Consider the following 17625-nt stretch of genomic DNA (forward strand, 5'->3'; position numbering starts at 1 on the left):
GGACTATGGTCGCTTTCCTCGATTTCGAAAAACCCGTCGCCGAATTGCAGGCCAAGATCGTCGAACTGCGCGAAAGCGCGGTCGCCGGCACGATCGACATCGCGCCCGAGATCGCGAAGCTGGAGGCCAAGTCCGATGCGCTGTTGCAGGCGACCTATGCCAAGCTGACGCCGTGGCAGAAGACGCAGGTCGCGCGGCACCCCGAACGGCCGCACTTCAAGGATTATGTCGCCGGGTTCGTGGAGGATTTCCTGCCGCTGGCCGGCGACCGCGGCTTTGCGGACGACAAGGCGATCATCGGCGGGTTCGGCAGGATCGGCGGGCGGCGCGCGATGGTGATCGGCCATGAGAAGGGCGACGATACCGCCAGCCGGCTGCGCCACAATTTCGGCATGGCAAAGCCGGAGGGGTATCGCAAGGCGATCCGCCTGATGGAACTGGCCGACCGGTTCGGCCTGCCGGTGGTGACGCTGGTCGATACGTCGGGCGCCTTTCCCGGCATCCAGGCGGAGGAGCGCGGCCAGGCGGAAGCGATCGCGCGGTCGACCGAGGCGTGCCTGGCGCTGGGCGTGCCGATGGTCACCGCGGTGGTGGGCGAGGGCGGATCCGGGGGTGCCATCGCGCTGGCCGCGGCGAACCGCGTGCTGATGTTCGAACATGCGGTGTATTCGGTGATATCGCCCGAGGGTTGCGCGTCGATCCTGTGGCGGACGTCGGACCGCGCGCCGGATGCGGCCGAGGCGATGAAGATCACCGCGGCCGACCTGCTGCGGTTGGGCGTGATCGACCGGATCGTGCCCGAACCGATGGGCGGCGCGCACCGCGACCGGCCCAAGGCGATCGCCGCGCTGGCCGACGCGATCGGCGAGGAGATCGACGCGCTGCTGCCGCTGCGGCCCGAGCAGTTGCGCGCCGAACGGCGACAGAAGTTTCTGAAGATCGGGTGATGCATACCCGGCCTCTCCTTTGAAGGGGAGGGGCTCAGCAGGAGAGAGACGCCATGAAGCGTAGATATGCCATCGCGACATTCGCGGCGCTGGTTGCCACCGCGGGGTACGGGGTCAGCCAGACAAACAGCATCTCGGCAAGCGACAAGGCGACGGGCGCGAAAGCCAATCCGCAGTTGCTGGCGGAATATGGCGGCACCTATGCCGGTCCGCAGGCGGCCTATGTCACGCGCGTCGGGCGGCGGATCGCGGTACAGTCCGGCCTGTCCAATTCGCAGGCGGATTTCACCATCGCGCTGCTGAATTCGCCGGTGAACAACGCGTTCGCGATTCCCGGTGGCTATGTCTATGTCACCCGCCAATTGACCGGCCTGATGAACGACGAGGCGGAGCTGGCATCCGTGCTGGGCCACGAGGTCGGCCATGTCGCGGCGCGCCATTCGCAGAAGCGCGAATCGAAGTCGCGGCGCAATTCGATCCTCGGTACGCTCGGCCAGGTGCTGGTCGGTGCGGTGGCGGGTGATTCGGGAATCGGGCAATTGCTGTCGCGTGGCGTGGGGACCGGCGCGCAGTTGCTGACGCTGCGCTACAGCCGGTCGCAGGAGATCGAGGCGGACGACCTGGGCATCCGGTATCTGGCCGGTGCCGGCTACGATCCCTATGCCGCGTCGACGATGCTGGCGTCTTTGCAGGCCCAGACGAACCTTGACGCGCAGACGCAGGGCGGGACGGCGCGCGGCGTGCCGGCTTGGGCCAGTACGCATCCGGATCCCGGCGCGCGTGTCGACAATGCGCGCAAGGTGGCCGAGCGGATCGGCGGGCGCGAAGAAGCCGCGGCGGGGCCACGCGGGCGCGATGCGTTCCTCGCGGCGATCGACGGCATCCTTTATGGCGACGATCCGGCGCAGGGCGTGGTCGAGGGTACGCGGTTCGTGCATCCCGCCCTGCGCATCGCGTTTACCGCGCCGCAGGGATTTGCGCTGTCCAACGGCACGCAGGCCGTGACGGTCAGCGGGACCGGCGGACAGGCGCAGTTTGCGGGCGGTGCGATCGGACCGGGCGGGTTGCCGGCCTATATCGACGGCGTGCTGCGCGGCGTGGGGTCGCAGGCGGGCGCCCCGCGCGACGCGATCCGCGCGACGACGATCAACGGGTTCGCCACCAACGTCTTCACCACCACCGCGCAGACGCAGAGCGGATCGGCGGACGTCACGGTGGTTGCGTATCAGGCCAGCCCGACGACAGCCTATCATTTCGTGACGATCACCCCGGCGGGGCAGGGGCTGGGGCCGTTCGGTGGCATGGTCCAGTCGATGGCGCGCTTGACCGCGACACAGGCCGCGGCGGTGAAGGCGCGGCGCATCCGCGTGGTGACCGTCGGTGCCGGCGATACGATCGACACGCTGGCGCGCCGCATGGCCTATGCCGATCGGCAGCGCGAACGCTTCCTGGTGCTGAACGCGCTGGAGGCGGGCGACAGCCTGACGCCGGGCAGCAGGGTCAAGCTGGTCGTCTACGGATAGCGGACATGAAAAAGGCGGCGGGATCGCTCCCGCCGCCTTTCGTCAAACCATCTGATCGTGGATCAGGTGGCCTTCATGTTGGTGTTCACGTTCGTGAACGTGTTGTTCAGCTGCTTGCCGAGGCTGGTCATCGCGGTGATGGCGGCGACGGCGATCAGGGCGGCGATCAGGCCGTACTCGATGGCGGTGGCGCCCTTGGAGTTCTTGAACAGCTTGCGGATCATCATCATCGAGCGTTTCCTTTCTTGGCGGTACGTAATTCGGTGCCGGTTGCCCGCTGGCCCCCCGGTTGTGCGGGTCAGCTAACGACTTTCTAACCGCAGGCGGTTGCGAAATGCTTAAGGACGGCGGGAGAAAGTCGGCGGGATCAGTGTTTCGCGACTTTGGTATCGATCATGTTCCACATGTCGACGGTCGTCCCCGCGACCTCGCGGATGCTGACCGATACGATGAGGGTAATGAGCGCGAGGACCAGGCCATATTCCACCGCAGTCGCGCCGCGCCGGTTCCACAAGATCGCCCGCACAAACCGCATCGCCGCCCCCATGCACCCGAACTGATGCCAAGGCAGCATATCCGGCCGATGTTAACAATCTCTCTAGGAGTGCCCAGCGATGACGACGATGCTTCCGGTAGTGGCCGCAGCACTTGTGGACGGGGACGGGCGAGTCCTGGTGCAGCAGCGGCCGCCCGGTCGCGCCATGGCGGGGCTGTGGGAGTTTCCCGGCGGCAAGATGGAGGCGGGCGAGACGCCGGAACAGGCACTGATCCGCGAATTGCGCGAAGAACTGGCAATCGACGTCACGGCGGCGTGCCTTGCGCCGGCGTGCTTCGCCAGTGCGCCGCTGGGTGAACGGCACCTGCTGCTGCTGTTGTTCGTGTGCCGCAAATGGTCAGGCGTTCCGGTGCCGCTGGAGGCGACCGCGCTGCAATGGTTGCGGCCCGTGGCCCTGCACCGGCTGGCGATGCCGCCGGCGGACCGGCCGCTGATTGGGTTGTTGGAAGCGTTGGTTTGAGGGGCGTCGCTGCTGCGTCCAGATCCGTTTGGTTCGAGCCTGTCGAGAAGTTAGCGCTGAGTTCTCGACAGGCCCGAACCAAACGGAGTTGGGGGAGTGGCAGCCCCACCCCCCCCGTCCATGCCAAGCGTAGTGGAGGCACGCTTCCCCGAGCGCAGCCGAGGGGCGATGTTGGCTTCTCGACTTTGCTCGGGATGGACGGATTTAGAAAATCCTAAAGGACGTACTTGCTCAGGTCGGTGTTGCGCGCGACCTCTGCCAGCTGGGCTTCCACGTAGGCCGCATCAACCACCACACTCTGGCCGACGCGGTTCTCGGCGTCAAAGCTGACTTCCTCGAGCAGTTTCTCCATCACGGTCGACAGCCGGCGCGCGCCGATATTCTCGATCTGGCCGTTCACTTCCGCAGCGATTCGGGCGATCGCGGCGATGCCGTCCTCGGTGAAGCTGACTTCCACGCCTTCGGTCGCGATCAGCGCGCGATATTGTTCGGTAAGCGAGGCGCGGGTGGACGAGAGGATGCGGACAAAGTCGGCCTCGGTCAGCGCCTTCAGTTCGACGCGGATAGGCAGGCGGCCCTGAAGTTCGGGCAGCAGGTCGGACGGCTTGGCGACGTGGAACGCGCCGCTGGCGATGAAGAGGATGTGGTCGGTCTTCATCGGGCCGTATTTGGTGGCGACCGTGGTGCCCTCGATCAGCGGCAGCAGATCGCGCTGGACGCCTTCGCGGCTGACCGAGCCACCGCGGACATCGCTGACCGCGATCTTGTCGATCTCGTCCAGGAAGACGATGCCGTTTTCCTGAGCATCGTTCAGCGCGACGCGGCTGACCTCGTCCTGGTCCAGGCGCTTGTCGGCCTCCTCCTCAACCAGCTTGGTCCAGGCGTCGGCGACGGGCAGCTTGCGGCGCTTCAGCTTGGCCCCGCCGAACGCCTTGCCCATCATGTCGGACAGGTTGATCATGCCGACCTGGCCCGGCATGCCGGGAATCTCCATCTGCGGGCCGGCGCTATCCTCCAGCTCCAGCTCGATCTCCTTCTCGTTCAGGTGACCGTCGCGGAACCGCTGCGTGAAGGAGGCGCGGGTCGCCTCGCTGGCATCCTTTCCGACGAGTGCATCCATCAGGCGGGCGAGCGCTGCTTCCTCCGCCTTGTCCTTGACCGCGAGGCGACGGCGTTCCTTTTCCAGTCGCACGGCTTCCTCGACAAGATCGCGGGCGATCTGTTCGACGTCGCGACCGACATAGCCGACTTCGGTGAATTTGGTCGCCTCGACCTTTACGAACGGCGCGTCGGCGAGCTTGGCCAGGCGGCGGCTGATCTCGGTCTTGCCGCAGCCGGTGGGCCCGATCATCAGGATGTTCTTGGGCGTGACCTCGTCGCGCAGGTCCGCGCCGAGCCGCTGGCGGCGCCAGCGGTTGCGGAGGGCGACCGCGACCGCACGCTTGGCGGCGTCCTGACCCACGATGTGAGCGTCGAGTGCGGCCACGATGGCCTTCGGGGTGAGCGCGTCGTTCATTTCGGTCTCCCCCCTCCCGTGGCGGGAGGGGCAGGGGTGGGTCTCAACTGCGTCGGTAACGCTTGGGGTGATGTCGGAGCGCGGCGAAAGGGCCGCGCACCCACCCCCCGGCCCCTCTCTTGAAAGGGAGGGGGGTTTTGTCGTTACGCGGTGTCGAGGCTTTCGAGGGTGAGGTTGCCGTTGGTGAAGACGCAAACCTCGGCGGCGATCGCCATGGCCTTGCGCGCGATCTTTTCGGCGTCCTGTTCGTAGTCGATGAGTGCGCGGGCGGCGGCGAGCGCGAAATTGCCGCCCGAACCGATCGCCGCGACGCCCATTTCGGGTTCGAGCACATCGCCGTTGCCCGTCAGGATCAACGTCACGTCCTTGTCCGCGACGATCATCATTGCCTCGAGGTTGCGGAGATATTTGTCGGTGCGCCAGTCCTTGGCAAGTTCGACCGCGGAACGCAGCAGCTTGCCATGATGCTGTTCCAGCTTGCGCTCCAGCCGTTCGAACAGCGTGAAGGCGTCTGCCGTCGCCCCGGCGAACCCGGCGATGACGGAACCATCGCCCAGACGGCGGACCTTGCGGGCATTGGGTTTCATGACGGTATTACCCATCGAAACCTGTCCGTCGCCCGCCACGACCACCTTGCCGTCGCGCCGGACTGACAGGATCGTCGTCCCATGCCAGCCGATTTTGTCTTCGTGCATATCATCCGTCCGTTGTGTGGTCGGGATATGGGTAGGGTGGCACGGATCGCAATTGGGGTGTGTTGTCCACCCCCGGCAGGGCGTGGCGTGCGGAGGGGCGGGTGTTGCCCGTCGTTATCGTGATCCTAGCAGACGCTGGGATCCATTATCGCCACGGTCGCAGAAGAACCGGAGCGTAGTGATAGTGGATTCCAGCGTCCGCTGGAATGACGGTCGATGGAATGGTTTCGAGGGCTGCCGACCGCTGCGCGGTCTCGGCTTTGCCGATGCGGGGGAGATGTTCTGGTCGGGGCGACAGGATTCGAACCTGCGACCCTTAGACCCCCAGTCTAATGCGCTACCGGGCTGCGCCACGCCCCGACCTAGGCCGCGGGCATTAGGCGGGATGCGGGGCCGATGCAAGCGCGATACGCGGAGGCGGTGGGCGATACCGGTCGGCATTGCGCGATCCGGCGCGAACATGATAGGCGCGCGCTTTCCCAAGCGGGTGCCCGAACGGCAGGCCCGCCCACCAGGCCGGAACCATCCCCATGTTCGCATCCCCCGCTTACGCCCAGGCAGCCGGCGCCCCCGCCGCGGCCGGTAATGGTCTTTCGGCCATCCTGTTGCAGGCCGCACCGCTGCTGTTCATCTTCGTGATCTTCTACTTCCTGCTGATCCGTCCGCAGCAGACCCGGATGAAGGCGCATCGCGCGCTGGTCGATGGCGTGCGGCGCAACGACATGGTCGTCACCGCAGGCGGTCTGATCGGCAAGGTGACCAAGGTGGACGACACCGAGGTCGAGGTGGAGATCGCGCCGAACACCCGCGTCCGGGTCATCAAGGCCACGCTGACCGAGGTCCGCCAGGCCCCCGGTTCCAAGCCCGCCAACGACTGACCGACAGATGCTCGATTTCCCGCGCTGGAAGATCTGGTCGATCCTCCTGATCCTGGCCCTCGGCGTCGCGCTGGCGATCCCGAGCCTGATCGGCGAGGCCAATTCACGCCGTGTCGGATTGGGCGGCATGCCGCGCATCAACCTTGGGCTCGACCTGTCGGGCGGCAGTCACCTGCTGCTGGAAGCGGATACGAGCGACGTCATCCGCCAGCGGCTGGGCCTGAAGGAAGAGGAAGTCCGCACCGAGATGCGGCGCGCTAGCCCACGGATCGCGATCGGCGATATCTCCACGCAGGGTGGCAAGCTGGAATTCATGGTGCGCGACGTGGCGCAGCTGGACGCCGCTGTGGACCGCGTCCGCAACCTGACCAATGCGGTGGGGGTCACCGGACAGCGCGACTGGAACGTGACCGTCGTCGACGGCACGCGGGTGGTGATGACGCCGACCGCGGCCGGCATCAAGGACGCGGTCAACAAGGCGATGGACACCGCGACCGACGTGGTGCGGCGCCGTATCGATTCGCTGGGCACGCGCGAGCCGTCGATCGTGCGCGAAGGCGACGACCGGATCGTCGTGCAGGTCCCGGGCCTGCAGGATCCGGCCGCGCTGAAGGCCCTGCTGGGCAAGACCGCCAAGCTGGAATTCAAGCTGGTCGACATCACCGCCAATCCGATCGACGTGGCACAGGGCCGCGCGCCCGCCGGGTCGCAGGTCCTGCCTTATCCGGGCAATCCGGGCGGTGCGCCGTTCATCGCCGTGCAGCGCCGGGCGATCATCACCGGCGACCAGTTGACCGACGCGCGTCAGGAATTCGACCAGCAGGACAACCAGCCGGTCGTGGCGATCACGTTCGACGGCAATGGCGGGCGGCGGTTCGCGCGCGTGACGCAGGACAATGTCGGCAAGCCGTTCGCGATCATCCTGGACAACAGCGTGATTTCGGCACCCAACATCGAAACCGCGATTCTGGGCGGGCAGGCACGGATTTCCGGCAGCTTCACGACCGAAAGCGCGAATGCGCTGGCGATCTCGCTGCGTTCCGGATCGCTGCCGGTGAACCTGAAAGTGATTGAGGAACGGACCGTCGGGCCGCAGCTGGGTGCGGACTCGATCCGGGCCGGCATCATCGCGTCGACCATCGCGGCGCTGGCGGTTATCATCTTCATGTTCGTGACCTATGGCCGGTTCGGCCTCTATGCGAACATCGCGGTGACGCTGAACATCTTCATCATCCTGGGCGTGATGGCGTTGCTGAACGCGACGCTGACGTTGCCGGGGATCGCCGGGTTCGTGCTGACGATCGGCACCGCGGTCGATGCCAACGTGCTCATCAACGAGCGGATCCGCGAGGAACGGCGGCGCGGCCGCAACGTCGCACATGCCGTGGAACTGGGTTATAAGGAGGCGAGCCGCACGATCTTCGAGGCGAACGTCACCCATGCCATCTCCGGGCTCATCATGCTGCTGCTCGGGTCGGGACAGGTTAAGGGGTTCGCGGTCGTGCTGCTGCTCGGCATTGCGACGTCTGTGTTCACCGCGGTCACCTTCACCCGCATGCTCGTCGCGTTGTGGATCCGCCGCAACCGCCCGAGCGACATGACTATCTGATCGGGGCGTTCACATGCGTTTGCTGAAACTTGTCCCCGACAACACCAACATCGGTTTCGTGCGCCTGCGCTACTGGGCGTTCGGGCTGACCGCCGCGCTGACGCTCGCCGCCTGCGCGCTGGTCGGGATCAAGGGGCTGAACCTGGGTGTCGACTTTGTCGGCGGCCTGATGATCGAGGCGAAGTTCGTCCAGCCGCCGCACCTGGACGACGTGCGCGAGACGATCGATTCGCTGGGGGTCGGCGATGCCGCGCTCCAGCAGTTTGGCGCGCCCAACGTCGTGTCGATCCGCCTGCCCCCGCCGCCGAGCGCGGACCCGGCAGCGAACAATGCGGTGGTGGCGAAGGTCAAGACGGCCCTGCTGCGCGAACATCCGGGCATGGAGTTCACGCGGTACGACACCGTGTCGGGCAAGGTTTCGGGCGAACTGATCCGCAACGGGGTACTGGCGGTCGTGCTGGCGGTGCTGGGCATCGCGCTGTTCGGTGCGTTCCGGTTCGAATGGCAGTTCGGGGCGGCCACCTTCGTCTCGATCGCGCACGACGTGCTGATGACGCTTGGGTTCTTCGCACTGACGCAGATGGAGTTCGACCTGAACATCGTCGCGGCGGTGCTGACCATTATCGGCTATTCGATCAACGACAAGATCGTGATCGACGACCGCATCCGCGAGAATATGCGCAAATATCGCAAGATGGACATGAAGGCGCTGATCGACCTGTCGGTGAACGAGACGCTGCCGCGGACGGTGATGACGTCGCTGACGATCATGCTCGCGCTGGGTGCGTTGCTGATCTGGGGCGGGCAGGTGCTGCGGGGCTTTTCCGCCGCGATGCTGCTGGGCATCGTGGTGGGGACCTATTCGTCGATCTACGTCTCGTCCTCGCTGCTCATCACGCTGGGCGTGGGCAACCGCAACCGGGACGAGGATGCGGCCAAGCCGGCGGGGCGCAACGCCAATGCCGAGCGGGTCGGACCGCGGACCTGACGGCCATGCGGATGGAGCGCGACCCCGAGGCGACCGGCCCGTTGATCCGCGGTTTTGCCGGCCGCGGATACCGCGTCGACGACCGGGTGCATGATGGTGGGATGCTGCTGACGCCGGAACGCGCGATCGACTGGGTGGCGCCGGCGGTGGACCTGCTGACGATGGCGGACATGGAAGGGGCGCTGGCGCTGTCGCCATTGCCGGAATTCATCCTGCTCGGCACGGGCGCGCAGCTCGCGCGGCCGCCGGTGGATCTGGTGCTGGCGCTGGAGGCGCTGGGCGTCGGGATCGAGGCGATGGACAGTCGGGCGGCGGCGCGCGCATGGGGGCTGTTGCGGGCCGAGCAGCGCTGGATTGCGGCGTTGCTGTATCCGCTCAGTTGAGCGACGTTTGGAAGCGGTTCGGTGCGGTCCGCCCGGGCACGCGCCGGCCGTAGATCTGCGTTTAGGCAAGCGTTTTGTTGCCGGACCACCCCATCTCAAATTCAAATCCGTCCATGCCGAGCGCAGTCGAGGCACCTTCCCCGAGCGCAACCGAGGGGCGCTGTCGACCGTCTCGGCTGCGCTCGACGGGCCCCTCGACTGCGCTCGGGATGGACGGGGACGGCTACAGGGTTGCGTTCCGAGTCGAGCTCTTTCCAAGCGCGAACCGGTTATTCGATCAGCGATTACCCGCACCGGCCGCTACCAGCGCGCGGAGGTGCGCTTCGAGCTGTTCGGCGTTGCGGCCCCACGAAAAGGGCTGTGCCGCGGCGCGGGTCGCTTCGCGGGCGGGGGGATCGGCCAGCAGGGTGTGGATCGCATTGGCGAAGGCCGCGGGATCGCGGGGGACGAGGCGGCCGGCGGCGGGGCGGTCGATGACTTCGCGCGCGCCGCCAATGTCGGTGGTGACAACCGGTACGCCGCAGGCCAGCGATTCGACCCAGACATTGGCGAGCCCTTCGGAGGCGGTCGGCAGGACGAACAGGTCGGCCGCGGCGAACAGGGCCGGCAGGCCGGCATGGGCGACATTGCCCAGGAAGCGGACGCGGTCGGCAACGCCCGCGGTCTCCGCCGCGCGCTCCAGCATCGCGCGGTCGGGGCCCTCGCCGGCGAGCAGCAGCGTCGCGCCGGGAACATGGGCCAGCGCCGCGATCGCGACCGCCTGGCCCTTGCGCGGGATCAGGTGGCCGACCGACAGCAGCACCGGGCCGGACAGGCCTAGCGCCGTCTTGGCCGCGGCGCGGTCCGCGATGGTGAAGGCTGCCTGATCGACACCGGTATGGTGGACCGCGATGCGGTCGGCGGGCATGCCGGCGGCGATCATGTCGGCGCGCAACGGCCCGCTGACCGCGAGCAGCCCGGCGGCGGCGCGCCCTGCGTCGACGACCTGCTGCGCGCAGCCGCGGCGCGTGCCCCAATAGTGGATGTCCGCGCCGCGCGCCTTGATCGACACCGGCACGCCCAGTGCCGCACCCAGCCGGACGGCGGCCGGACCGTCCGGCCAGAAGAATTCGGCATCAATGACATTGAACGGAAAATCGGCATGCAGCCGGCGCAACATCGGCAGCAGCCGCCGGGCGAGCAGCCGGGCCCCAAGCACCGCGCCCGGCCCGGGCACAACCGGGAAGCGTGGGCGCGCCACGTCCAGCCCACCGCGCACCTCGTGGAGGGGGACCGCACGGAACGCGGCGTAACGCGGATGGCGGGACAGCAGCGGCGGCACGCCGATCGGCGCGACGACCCGGACGGCGACACCGGGCCGTGCGGCGAGCCCCTGCGTCTGGCGTTCGACGAACCGGCCGAAGGCGGGCCGGCCGGCATCAGGAAACAGGGTGGACAGGGTCAGGACACGCATGATGGCCGGGGTATGGCAGACGGATGCTACCAAAGCGAAAAGGCGGCGCGGATGGCCGGTCGATGCCCTCTTTGCGCCGCGCGCCGGCTCCGCTACAGACGATGCATGCGTTTCATGCCCCGCCCGCTCGCCATCGGTCTTGTCGCCGGTCTTACCCTTGCCGTCACGGGCTGCGCATCGGGGGGGGGCAAGAACAAGGCCGACACCAGCTACGTCGCGCGCGATGTCGACACGCTGTACAATGCGGCCAAGCTGCGGCTGGACCGCAAGCAGTACAAGCAGGCGGCGGTGTTGTTCGACGAGGTCGAGCGGCAGCACCCCTATTCGGCATGGGCGCGGCGCGCGCAGCTGATGAGCGCGTTCAGTTACTATCTGGCGCGCAGCTATCCGGAGTCGATCCAGTCGGCGCAGCGTTTCCTGTCGATCCATCCGGGCAACAAGGACGCACCCTACGCGCTCTACCTGATCGCCATCGACTATTACGAGCAGATCCAGGACATCACACGCGACCAGAAGATCACCAGCCAGGCGATGGATGCGCTGGGCGAACTGATCCGCCGCTATCCGGATACGCAATATGCGGCCGACGCCCGGCTGAAGGTCGATCTGGTCCGCGACCATCTGGCCGGCAAGGAGATGGAGATCGGCCGGCTGTACCAGCGCCGCGCCGACTGGCTGGCGTCGGTTATCCGGTTCCGCAAGGTGATCGCCGATTACGACACGACCAGTCATGTGCCGGAAGCGCTGGAGCGCCTGACCGAAAGCTACCTGGCGCTGGGCGTGCCGGAGGAAGCCCGCAAGTCGGCCGCCGTGCTGGGTGCCAACTATCCCGGTTCGGAATGGTATGAGCGCGCCTACAAGCTGGTGCAGGAAAAGACGCCGAAGGCCTGAGGCGGCGGTTCGGCCTTCTCCCACCCGTGGGGGAGAGGGCCAAGGGATTTGCCGAACTCGGCGGATTCGGGCGCTTGCGGGGCTCGCTCAAGCGATGGGTTCAAATCGCGAACATCCGGCGCTACATGTGAGTGGCATGCTGTCCGCCCTCTCCATTCGTGACGTCGTCCTGATCGAGGCGCTGGACCTGGATTTCCAGTCCGGGTTGGGTGCGTTGACCGGCGAAACGGGGGCGGGAAAGTCGATCCTGCTCGATTCGCTGGGACTGGCACTGGGCAAGCGCGCCGACAGCGGACTGGTGCGGCAGGGTGCCGCGCAATCGGTGGTGACCGCGACGTTCGACGTGGATGCGGGCCATCCGGCAATGGCGGTGCTGGCCGAAAACGGGTTCGACGCCGAAGCGGGCGAACCGCTGATGATTCGGCGGATCGTGAAGGCGGACGGCGGCAGCCGCGCGAGCATCAACGACCAGCCCGCATCGGCGGGACTGCTGCGCGAGATCGGCGCGATGCTGGTCGAGATTCACGGGCAGCATGACGACCGCGGCCTGCTGAACGCCAAGGGGCACCGCGACCTGCTCGATACGTTCGGGCGAGTCGATTCGCGGCCGCTCGGCGCGGCGTATCGCAGCTGGCGGGCGGCCGAGGATGAGCTGGCGACGGCGCGGACCGAGCTGGAGACGGCCGAGCGCGACCGCGAATGGCTGGAGCATGCGGTGACCGAGCTGACGCGGTTCGGGGCGGAGCCGGGCGAGGAGGAAGCGCTGGCCGACGAGCGCGGCGCGATGCAGAAGGGCGCGCGGCTGGCCGACGACCTGACCGCGGTGAACGACCATCTGGACGGATCGCATGGCGCGATCGCCAACCTGCGGCAGGCGTCGCGGCGGCTGGACCGGCTGGCCCCCGAACATCCGATGCTGGCCGAGGCGCTGGCCGCGATGGACCGCGCGGTGATCGAGGCATCGGAGGCGGAGGACCATCTGAACGCCGCGCTGGGCGACATGGCGTTCGACCCGAACCGGCTGGAAGCGGTGGAGACCCGGCTGTTCGAGCTGCGCGCGCTCGCCCGCAAGCATCGCACGACGCCGGACGCGCTGGCGGAGCTGACGACCGAACTGGCGGCGCGGTTCGCCCGGATGGAGGCGGGCGGCGCGGGGATCGCGGCGCTGGAGGCGGCCTGTACGGCGGCGCGGACCGCCTATGCCGATGCGGCCGCGACGTTGAGTGCGCTGCGCGAACTGGCGGCGGCGCGGCTGGATGCGGCGGTGGCGGGGGAGCTGGCCCCGCTGAAACTGGACGCAGCGCGGTTCCGGACGGTGGTGGAACCGCTGGCGGAGGGCAGCTGGGGGCCGGCCGGGCGCGACCGGGTGGAGTTCGAGATATCGACCAACCCGGGCGCGCCGTTCGCGCCGCTCGTCAAGATCGCGTCGGGCGGCGAATTGTCGCGCTTCATCCTGGCGCTGAAGGTGGCGCTGGCGGAGGAAGGCGGCGCGGGCACGATGATCTTCGACGAGATCGACCGCGGGGTCGGCGGTGCGGTGGCTTCCGCGATCGGCGAGCGGCTGGGCCGGCTGTCGCGCAAGGCGCAACTGCTGGTGGTGACGCACAGCCCGCAGGTGGCGGCGCGTGCCGACCGCCACTGGCTGATCGCCAAGCGGCATGACGGGATCGTGACGCGGACCGGGGTGCACGCGCTGGATGCGGGCGAGCGGCGCGAGGAGATCGCCCGGATGCTGTCCGGCGCGGAAACGACCGAGGAAGCGCGCGCGCAGGCGGCACGGTTGCTGGAACGGGCGTAGCGAGCGGCATAGCGACGGGCGAGCCCTTGCACCCGCGCACGGGCAAGGGCAAAGCGGCGGCATGAAGAGGTTTACCGGCCAGGACCGCAGCATTACCGCCAAATGGCGCCCCGCGACGCAGGCCGTACGCGGCGGAACCGCGCGGTCCGAATATGGCGAGACGTCGGAGGCGCTGTTCCTGACGTCGGGCTATGCGTACGACAAGGCATCCGACGCGGCGGCGCGGTTTGCGGGCGAGCAGGCCGGCATGACCTATTCCCGGTTGCAGAACCCGACGGTCGAGATGCTGGAACAGCGTATCGCCCTGATGGAAGGGGCCGAGGCCGCGCGGTGCATGGCGAGCGGCATGGCGGCGATGACCGCGGCGCTGCTGAGCCAGGTGCAGGCGGGCGACCATGTCGTGGCGGGGCGCGCGGCATTCGGATCATGCCGCTGGCTGACCGACACGCTGCTGCCGAAATTCGGCGTCGCGACGACGATCATCGACGGCACGGACACGCAGGCCTGGGCCGATGCGGCGCGGCCGGAGACCAAGCTGTTCTTCTTCGAAACGCCGGCCAATCCGACGCTGGACATCGTCGATCTGGCCGCGGTGTGCGGGATCGCGCGCGACCGCGGGATCGTGAGCGTGGTGGACAACGCGTTCGCGACGCCGCTGCTGCAGCGACCGATGGATTATGGCGCGGACGTGGTGGCGTATAGCGCGACGAAGATGATGGACGGGCAGGGCCGCGTGCTGGCCGGCGCGGTGTGCGGCACTGCGGAGTTCATCGACAAGACGCTGCTGCCGTTCGTGCGTAATACCGGGCCGACATTGTCCGCGTTCAACGCCTGGGTGGTGCTGAAGGGTTTGGAGACGCTCGACCTGCGGATCAACCGGCAGAGCGAGAATGCGCTGAAGGTCGCGCAGTTTCTGGAATCACGGGTGCCACGCATCCTGTACCCCAACCTGCCGAGCCACCCGCAGCATGCGCTGGCGATGCGCCAGATGTCGGCCGGCGGGACGATCCTGTCGCTGTTCGTCGATGGCGGGCGACCGCAGGCGCATGCGTTGCTCGACGCGCTGGAACTGGTCGATATCTCGAACAATATCGGCGACTCGCGATCGTTGATGACGCATCCGGCGTCGACCACGCACGCCGGGCTGTCGGCGGAGGTGCGCGCCGAAATGGGTGTGACCGAGGGGATGCTGCGGCTGAACATCGGGCTGGAGGATCCGCTCGACGTGATCGACGATCTCGACCGCGCGCTGGCGGCGGCGGGGCTGTGAGCATGAAGGCGCTGTTCCCGTACATGGCGATGACGCGCGACTGCATCGTCCGGGTGTCGGTCAGCTACCTGCCGGAACAGTCGGACCCGGGTAAGGGGCGGTGGTTCTGGGCCTATCATGTGCGGCTGGAAAATGAAGGCAGGCATGCGCTCCAGCTGCTGACGCGGCACTGGATCATCACCGACGGGCGCGGCGGGCGGCACGAGGTGCGTGGCGACGGCGTGGTGGGCGAACAGCCGCTGATCGAACCGGGGCGGACGTTCGACTATGTCTCCGGCTGCCCGCTCCAGACGCCGACCGGCGCGATGGAGGGCAGCCTGCACATGCTGGGCGCGGACGGGACGGCGTTCGACGCGAAGATCCCGCGCTTCCCGCTGCTCGCGCCGGCGGTGGCCCGGTGAGGGTGTTGCCGTGAAGCGCACGCACCTGCCGCTGAACGCGTTGCGCGTGCTGGATGCGGCGGCACGGCACCTGAGCTTTACCCGCGCGGCCGACGAACTGGCGGTGACGCCCGCGGCGGTGGGCCAGCAGGTCCGCGCGCTGGAGGATACGCTGGGTGTCGTCCTGTTCCGGCGGACGGCCAAGGGGCTGGAACTGACGCCGGAGGCAGCGGCCGGGCTGGGCGCCTTGCGCGATGGGTTCCTGCAGTTCGAGGAGGCTGTGCGCGCGATCCAGTCGGGCCAGACGTCCAAGACGTTGACGATCGCGGCACCCCGCGACCTGACGGCGCGCTGGCTGGGCGCGCGGCTGGCGGCCTATGGCCGGACCGATCCGGAGCTGCGTTTCGTACTGATCGCCAGCGACGACGACCTGGATTTCACGCAGGCGAACCTGGACCTGGCGATCCGGCTGGCGGACGGCGCGGGCGAACATGAGGGCGCGGCGCTGGGGTCGCCCGGCTTCGTCACGGTGGCGCTGCCCGATGCGCCGGACCGCACGATCGCGTGGCCGGGGCATGCCGGTGATGGCGACGCGGCGGGCGGGGCGGTCGTGACCGTGGCCGACGCCGGCCTCGCGATCGATGCGGCGGCGCAGGGTTTCGGCCGTGCCACGGTGCCGGCGTTGCTGGCGGCCGGCGACATCGGCCCGCTGGTCGCGACAGAGACGGTGCCGTCGCTGCTCGGCTACTGGCTGATCGCGCCGGTGCCGCAGTGGCGGCAGCGCAAGGTGAAGGCGTTGGTCGCCGCGCTGCTGGCGTAGCGGCGGCCGATCAGCGCGAGTGCGGCATCGACCCCCGGCAGGCCCGGTGTCGCGGCGGGCAGGGCCATGGACCGGGTGGACGCGATCATGGTGAGGCTTCGCCGACAAGTTGCACGATGCGCGTGACGATGGCGACGAAGCGCCGTTCGGCCAGCGTCGCGGACGGATCGTTCCAACTGCCGCTGATCGCATACCATTGGCCGCCGCGGGTGCGGAGCAGGTAGCTCATCGCGAGTACGCCCGCCTCCGACCCACCCTTATAGCCGACATAGTCGAACGCGGCGCGATCGGCCGAGGGCAAGCCGGGGTTGATGGCGAGGATGGCGCGCGCGGTTTCGGCCGCACTGCCCGGCCGCCCGGCCCCTCGCCGGAACCAGTCGAGCGCCGATACGACCGCATCAGGACTGGCGAACCATTCGATCGCATCGATCCGGTTCGGTCGCGTTTCGAGTGCGGCATAGTCGATCGCGCTACGCGGCACAGGGGCGATTCGCCCGGACAGCATCGCGCGGCGGACGGCGGGCGGGGCGGCGGCATAGCGGGCCGCCGGTACGCCGCCGTCCGTTCCCTTCAGCTTCGCCATTTCCAGCGTGGTGAGCAGCGGATCGTTGCCGGGATGCGCCGGCCAGCCGAGCGTCGGTGCCATCGCCGCGATGCGGTCGCGGCCGAGCAGCGCGATCAGCGTGTCGGTGGCGCTGTTGTCGCTTTGCGCGATCATCAGCGCGGCCAGGCTGTGCAGCGTCATCGGCGCGCGATCGGGCCAGTCCTGCAGGATGCCGCTCGGCACGGAACGGACCGCCAGCGGTACGACATCCGCCCAGCGGCGTTCGCCCGCATCGATGGCGCGCACCAGTTCCGCCAGCACCAGCAGCTTGAAGGTGGACGCCACGGCCTGCGCACGATCGGGGGTGGTCGCCGCGATCGATCGCGGCGCAGCGGGGCCGAGCCGTGCGACGGACAAGGCGGTCGTGCCTGGCAGCGCGCGCAACGCCGCGACCGCCGCGGACAGCGTGGGCAGGCGGGCGCTGCCGCCCGACAGGACGAGCCCGGCGATGCGGCCGGGCGGGCCGGCATCCAGCATCATCGTCGCGGCGATGGTCGCGCGGTCCTGGACGATGGTGAGGGCGTAGCGGTTCTGCCCGGACGGGATTGCGCGATCGACGCGCAGTACGCGCCCGCCTTCCGTCACCAGCTGTTTCGCCAGCGCGCGCAGCCCGGCCTCCGGAACGTCCGCCAGGAAGGCTGGCGTGAAACTGTCGGCCAGGTTGCCGCCGCCGTTCAGGATCGCGACAAGCTCGTCCGCGCGTGCGGGGATCGCCCCCGGCATGGCGGACGCAGCCGGCGCGGCGACGGCGAGGATCGCCATGACGACCGGGCGCATTCTGCTCATCGTCGGCTTCGTTCGTGGTGTCGGATGACTTCGTTTATGACGAATCTGAGGAAGGCTTCGGAGAAGTC

General features: G+C 68.2%; 18 protein-coding genes and 1 tRNA gene. 12 read left to right on the forward strand and 7 right to left on the reverse strand.

Going from position 1 to position 17625, the window contains the following annotated elements; translation table 11 throughout:
- Positions 1-5 precede the first annotated feature (5 nt).
- A complete protein-coding gene (locus BKY59_RS01390) occupies positions 6-947 on the forward strand; it encodes an acetyl-CoA carboxylase carboxyltransferase subunit alpha (RefSeq protein ID WP_076068312.1) in 942 nt (313 codons plus the stop codon).
- A 53-nt stretch (positions 948-1000) separates the two neighbouring features.
- Positions 1001-2470, forward strand: coding sequence for a M48 family metalloprotease (locus BKY59_RS01395; RefSeq protein ID WP_083671812.1), 1470 nt, complete (start codon positions 1001-1003; stop codon positions 2468-2470).
- Positions 2471-2532: 62 nt separating this feature from the next.
- On the opposite strand, the gene BKY59_RS01400 is transcribed toward BKY59_RS01395, so the two are convergent.
- Positions 2533-2700 (reverse strand): Flp family type IVb pilin, encoded by a 168-nt coding sequence (locus BKY59_RS01400; RefSeq protein WP_076068313.1) that lies wholly within the window; start codon positions 2698-2700, stop codon positions 2533-2535.
- A 137-nt stretch (positions 2701-2837) separates the two neighbouring features.
- Entirely contained in the window at positions 2838-3044 is a 207-nt protein-coding gene (locus BKY59_RS01405) for a Flp family type IVb pilin (protein WP_240499911.1), read from the reverse strand.
- Positions 3045-3084: 40 nt separating this feature from the next.
- Here BKY59_RS01405 and BKY59_RS01410 point away from each other — a divergent pair, with 40 nt between their 5' ends.
- Positions 3085-3486, forward strand: coding sequence for a (deoxy)nucleoside triphosphate pyrophosphohydrolase (locus BKY59_RS01410; RefSeq protein WP_076068314.1), 402 nt, complete (start codon positions 3085-3087; stop codon positions 3484-3486).
- A gap of 214 nt (positions 3487-3700) precedes the next feature.
- On the opposite strand, the gene hslU is transcribed toward BKY59_RS01410, so the two are convergent.
- From hslU to BKY59_RS01425, 3 genes are all read right to left on the reverse strand, one after another.
- On the reverse strand, positions 3701-5002 hold the full coding sequence (gene hslU / locus BKY59_RS01415; RefSeq protein WP_076068315.1) for an ATP-dependent protease ATPase subunit HslU: 1302 nt from the start codon (positions 5000-5002) through the stop codon (positions 3701-3703).
- Between the two features lie 143 nt (positions 5003-5145).
- Positions 5146-5697: an ATP-dependent protease subunit HslV gene (hslV, locus tag BKY59_RS01420; protein WP_076068316.1), complete on the reverse strand. Its 552-nt coding sequence runs from the start codon at positions 5695-5697 to the stop codon at positions 5146-5148.
- A 283-nt stretch (positions 5698-5980) separates the two neighbouring features.
- Positions 5981-6057 (reverse strand) — tRNA-Pro (locus BKY59_RS01425).
- A 170-nt stretch (positions 6058-6227) separates the two neighbouring features.
- Between BKY59_RS01425 and yajC the strand changes: the two genes are divergently transcribed.
- Genes yajC through BKY59_RS01445 form a run of 4 tightly spaced genes read left to right on the forward strand, consistent with a single transcriptional unit; the run spans position 6228 to position 9555 of the window.
- Positions 6228-6575, forward strand: coding sequence for a preprotein translocase subunit YajC (gene yajC, locus BKY59_RS01430; protein WP_076068317.1), 348 nt, complete (start codon positions 6228-6230; stop codon positions 6573-6575).
- 7 nt (positions 6576-6582) lie between these two features.
- Positions 6583-8184, forward strand: a complete 1602-nt coding sequence (gene secD / locus BKY59_RS01435) for a protein translocase subunit SecD (protein WP_076068318.1) — start codon at positions 6583-6585, stop codon at positions 8182-8184.
- 13 nt (positions 8185-8197) lie between these two features.
- Positions 8198-9172 (forward strand): protein translocase subunit SecF, encoded by a 975-nt coding sequence (gene secF, locus BKY59_RS01440; RefSeq protein ID WP_076068319.1) that lies wholly within the window; start codon positions 8198-8200, stop codon positions 9170-9172.
- A gap of 11 nt (positions 9173-9183) precedes the next feature.
- On the forward strand, positions 9184-9555 hold the full coding sequence (locus tag BKY59_RS01445; RefSeq protein ID WP_240499912.1) for an MTH938/NDUFAF3 family protein: 372 nt from the start codon (positions 9184-9186) through the stop codon (positions 9553-9555).
- A gap of 277 nt (positions 9556-9832) precedes the next feature.
- Here BKY59_RS01445 and BKY59_RS01450 read toward each other — a convergent pair whose 3' ends face one another.
- Entirely contained in the window at positions 9833-11008 is a 1176-nt protein-coding gene (locus BKY59_RS01450) for a glycosyltransferase (protein WP_076068321.1), read from the reverse strand.
- Between the two features lie 105 nt (positions 11009-11113).
- Here BKY59_RS01450 and BKY59_RS01455 point away from each other — a divergent pair, with 105 nt between their 5' ends.
- The 5 genes from BKY59_RS01455 to BKY59_RS01475 all read left to right on the forward strand — a co-directional run bounded on the left by BKY59_RS01455 (position 11114) and on the right by BKY59_RS01475 (position 16167).
- A complete protein-coding gene (locus tag BKY59_RS01455) occupies positions 11114-11899 on the forward strand; it encodes an outer membrane protein assembly factor BamD (RefSeq protein ID WP_076068322.1) in 786 nt (261 codons plus the stop codon).
- 136 nt (positions 11900-12035) lie between these two features.
- Complete coding sequence (gene recN, locus BKY59_RS01460) at positions 12036-13697, forward strand: DNA repair protein RecN (RefSeq protein ID WP_076068323.1); 1662 nt, start codon at positions 12036-12038, stop codon at positions 13695-13697.
- Positions 13698-13758: 61 nt separating this feature from the next.
- Positions 13759-14967, forward strand: coding sequence for a trans-sulfuration enzyme family protein (locus BKY59_RS01465; protein WP_076068324.1), 1209 nt, complete (start codon positions 13759-13761; stop codon positions 14965-14967).
- Between the two features lie 2 nt (positions 14968-14969).
- Positions 14970-15368: a Co2+/Mg2+ efflux protein ApaG gene (apaG, locus tag BKY59_RS01470; protein WP_076068325.1), complete on the forward strand. Its 399-nt coding sequence runs from the start codon at positions 14970-14972 to the stop codon at positions 15366-15368.
- A gap of 10 nt (positions 15369-15378) precedes the next feature.
- Positions 15379-16167, forward strand: a complete 789-nt coding sequence (locus tag BKY59_RS01475) for a LysR family transcriptional regulator (RefSeq protein ID WP_076068326.1) — start codon at positions 15379-15381, stop codon at positions 16165-16167.
- An 85-nt stretch (positions 16168-16252) separates the two neighbouring features.
- On the opposite strand, the gene BKY59_RS01480 is transcribed toward BKY59_RS01475, so the two are convergent.
- Positions 16253-17557: a serine hydrolase gene (locus BKY59_RS01480; protein ID WP_083671813.1), complete on the reverse strand. Its 1305-nt coding sequence runs from the start codon at positions 17555-17557 to the stop codon at positions 16253-16255.
- Between the last annotated feature and the right edge of the window lie 68 nt (positions 17558-17625).

This window comes from Sphingomonas montana (genome assembly GCF_001956315.1).
Taxonomy (GTDB): Bacteria; Pseudomonadota; Alphaproteobacteria; order Sphingomonadales; family Sphingomonadaceae; genus Sphingomonas_R; species Sphingomonas_R montana.

What these genes read in the sequence shown, in the direction of transcription:
- BKY59_RS01390 (WP_076068312.1), top strand. Translation starts at nt 6, where the DNA reads ATGGTCGCTTTCCTCGATTTCGAAAAACCCGTCGCCGAATTGCAGGCC.
- BKY59_RS01395 (WP_083671812.1), top strand. Translation starts at nt 1,001, where the DNA reads ATGAAGCGTAGATATGCCATCGCGACATTCGCGGCGCTGGTTGCCACC.
- BKY59_RS01400 (WP_076068313.1), bottom strand. Translation starts at nt 2,700, where the DNA reads ATGATGATGATCCGCAAGCTGTTCAAGAACTCCAAGGGCGCCACCGCC.
- BKY59_RS01405 (WP_240499911.1), bottom strand. Translation starts at nt 3,044, where the DNA reads ATGCTGCCTTGGCATCAGTTCGGGTGCATGGGGGCGGCGATGCGGTTT.
- BKY59_RS01410 (WP_076068314.1), top strand. Translation starts at nt 3,085, where the DNA reads ATGACGACGATGCTTCCGGTAGTGGCCGCAGCACTTGTGGACGGGGAC.
- hslU (WP_076068315.1), bottom strand. Translation starts at nt 5,002, where the DNA reads ATGAACGACGCGCTCACCCCGAAGGCCATCGTGGCCGCACTCGACGCT.
- hslV (WP_076068316.1), bottom strand. Translation starts at nt 5,697, where the DNA reads ATGCACGAAGACAAAATCGGCTGGCATGGGACGACGATCCTGTCAGTC.
- yajC (WP_076068317.1), top strand. Translation starts at nt 6,228, where the DNA reads ATGTTCGCATCCCCCGCTTACGCCCAGGCAGCCGGCGCCCCCGCCGCG.
- secD (WP_076068318.1), top strand. Translation starts at nt 6,583, where the DNA reads ATGCTCGATTTCCCGCGCTGGAAGATCTGGTCGATCCTCCTGATCCTG.
- secF (WP_076068319.1), top strand. Translation starts at nt 8,198, where the DNA reads ATGCGTTTGCTGAAACTTGTCCCCGACAACACCAACATCGGTTTCGTG.
- BKY59_RS01445 (WP_240499912.1), top strand. Translation starts at nt 9,184, where the DNA reads ATGGAGCGCGACCCCGAGGCGACCGGCCCGTTGATCCGCGGTTTTGCC.
- BKY59_RS01450 (WP_076068321.1), bottom strand. Translation starts at nt 11,008, where the DNA reads ATGCGTGTCCTGACCCTGTCCACCCTGTTTCCTGATGCCGGCCGGCCC.
- BKY59_RS01455 (WP_076068322.1), top strand. Translation starts at nt 11,114, where the DNA reads ATGCGTTTCATGCCCCGCCCGCTCGCCATCGGTCTTGTCGCCGGTCTT.
- recN (WP_076068323.1), top strand. Translation starts at nt 12,036, where the DNA reads ATGCTGTCCGCCCTCTCCATTCGTGACGTCGTCCTGATCGAGGCGCTG.
- BKY59_RS01465 (WP_076068324.1), top strand. Translation starts at nt 13,759, where the DNA reads ATGAAGAGGTTTACCGGCCAGGACCGCAGCATTACCGCCAAATGGCGC.
- apaG (WP_076068325.1), top strand. Translation starts at nt 14,970, where the DNA reads ATGAAGGCGCTGTTCCCGTACATGGCGATGACGCGCGACTGCATCGTC.
- BKY59_RS01480 (WP_083671813.1), bottom strand. Translation starts at nt 17,557, where the DNA reads ATGAGCAGAATGCGCCCGGTCGTCATGGCGATCCTCGCCGTCGCCGCG.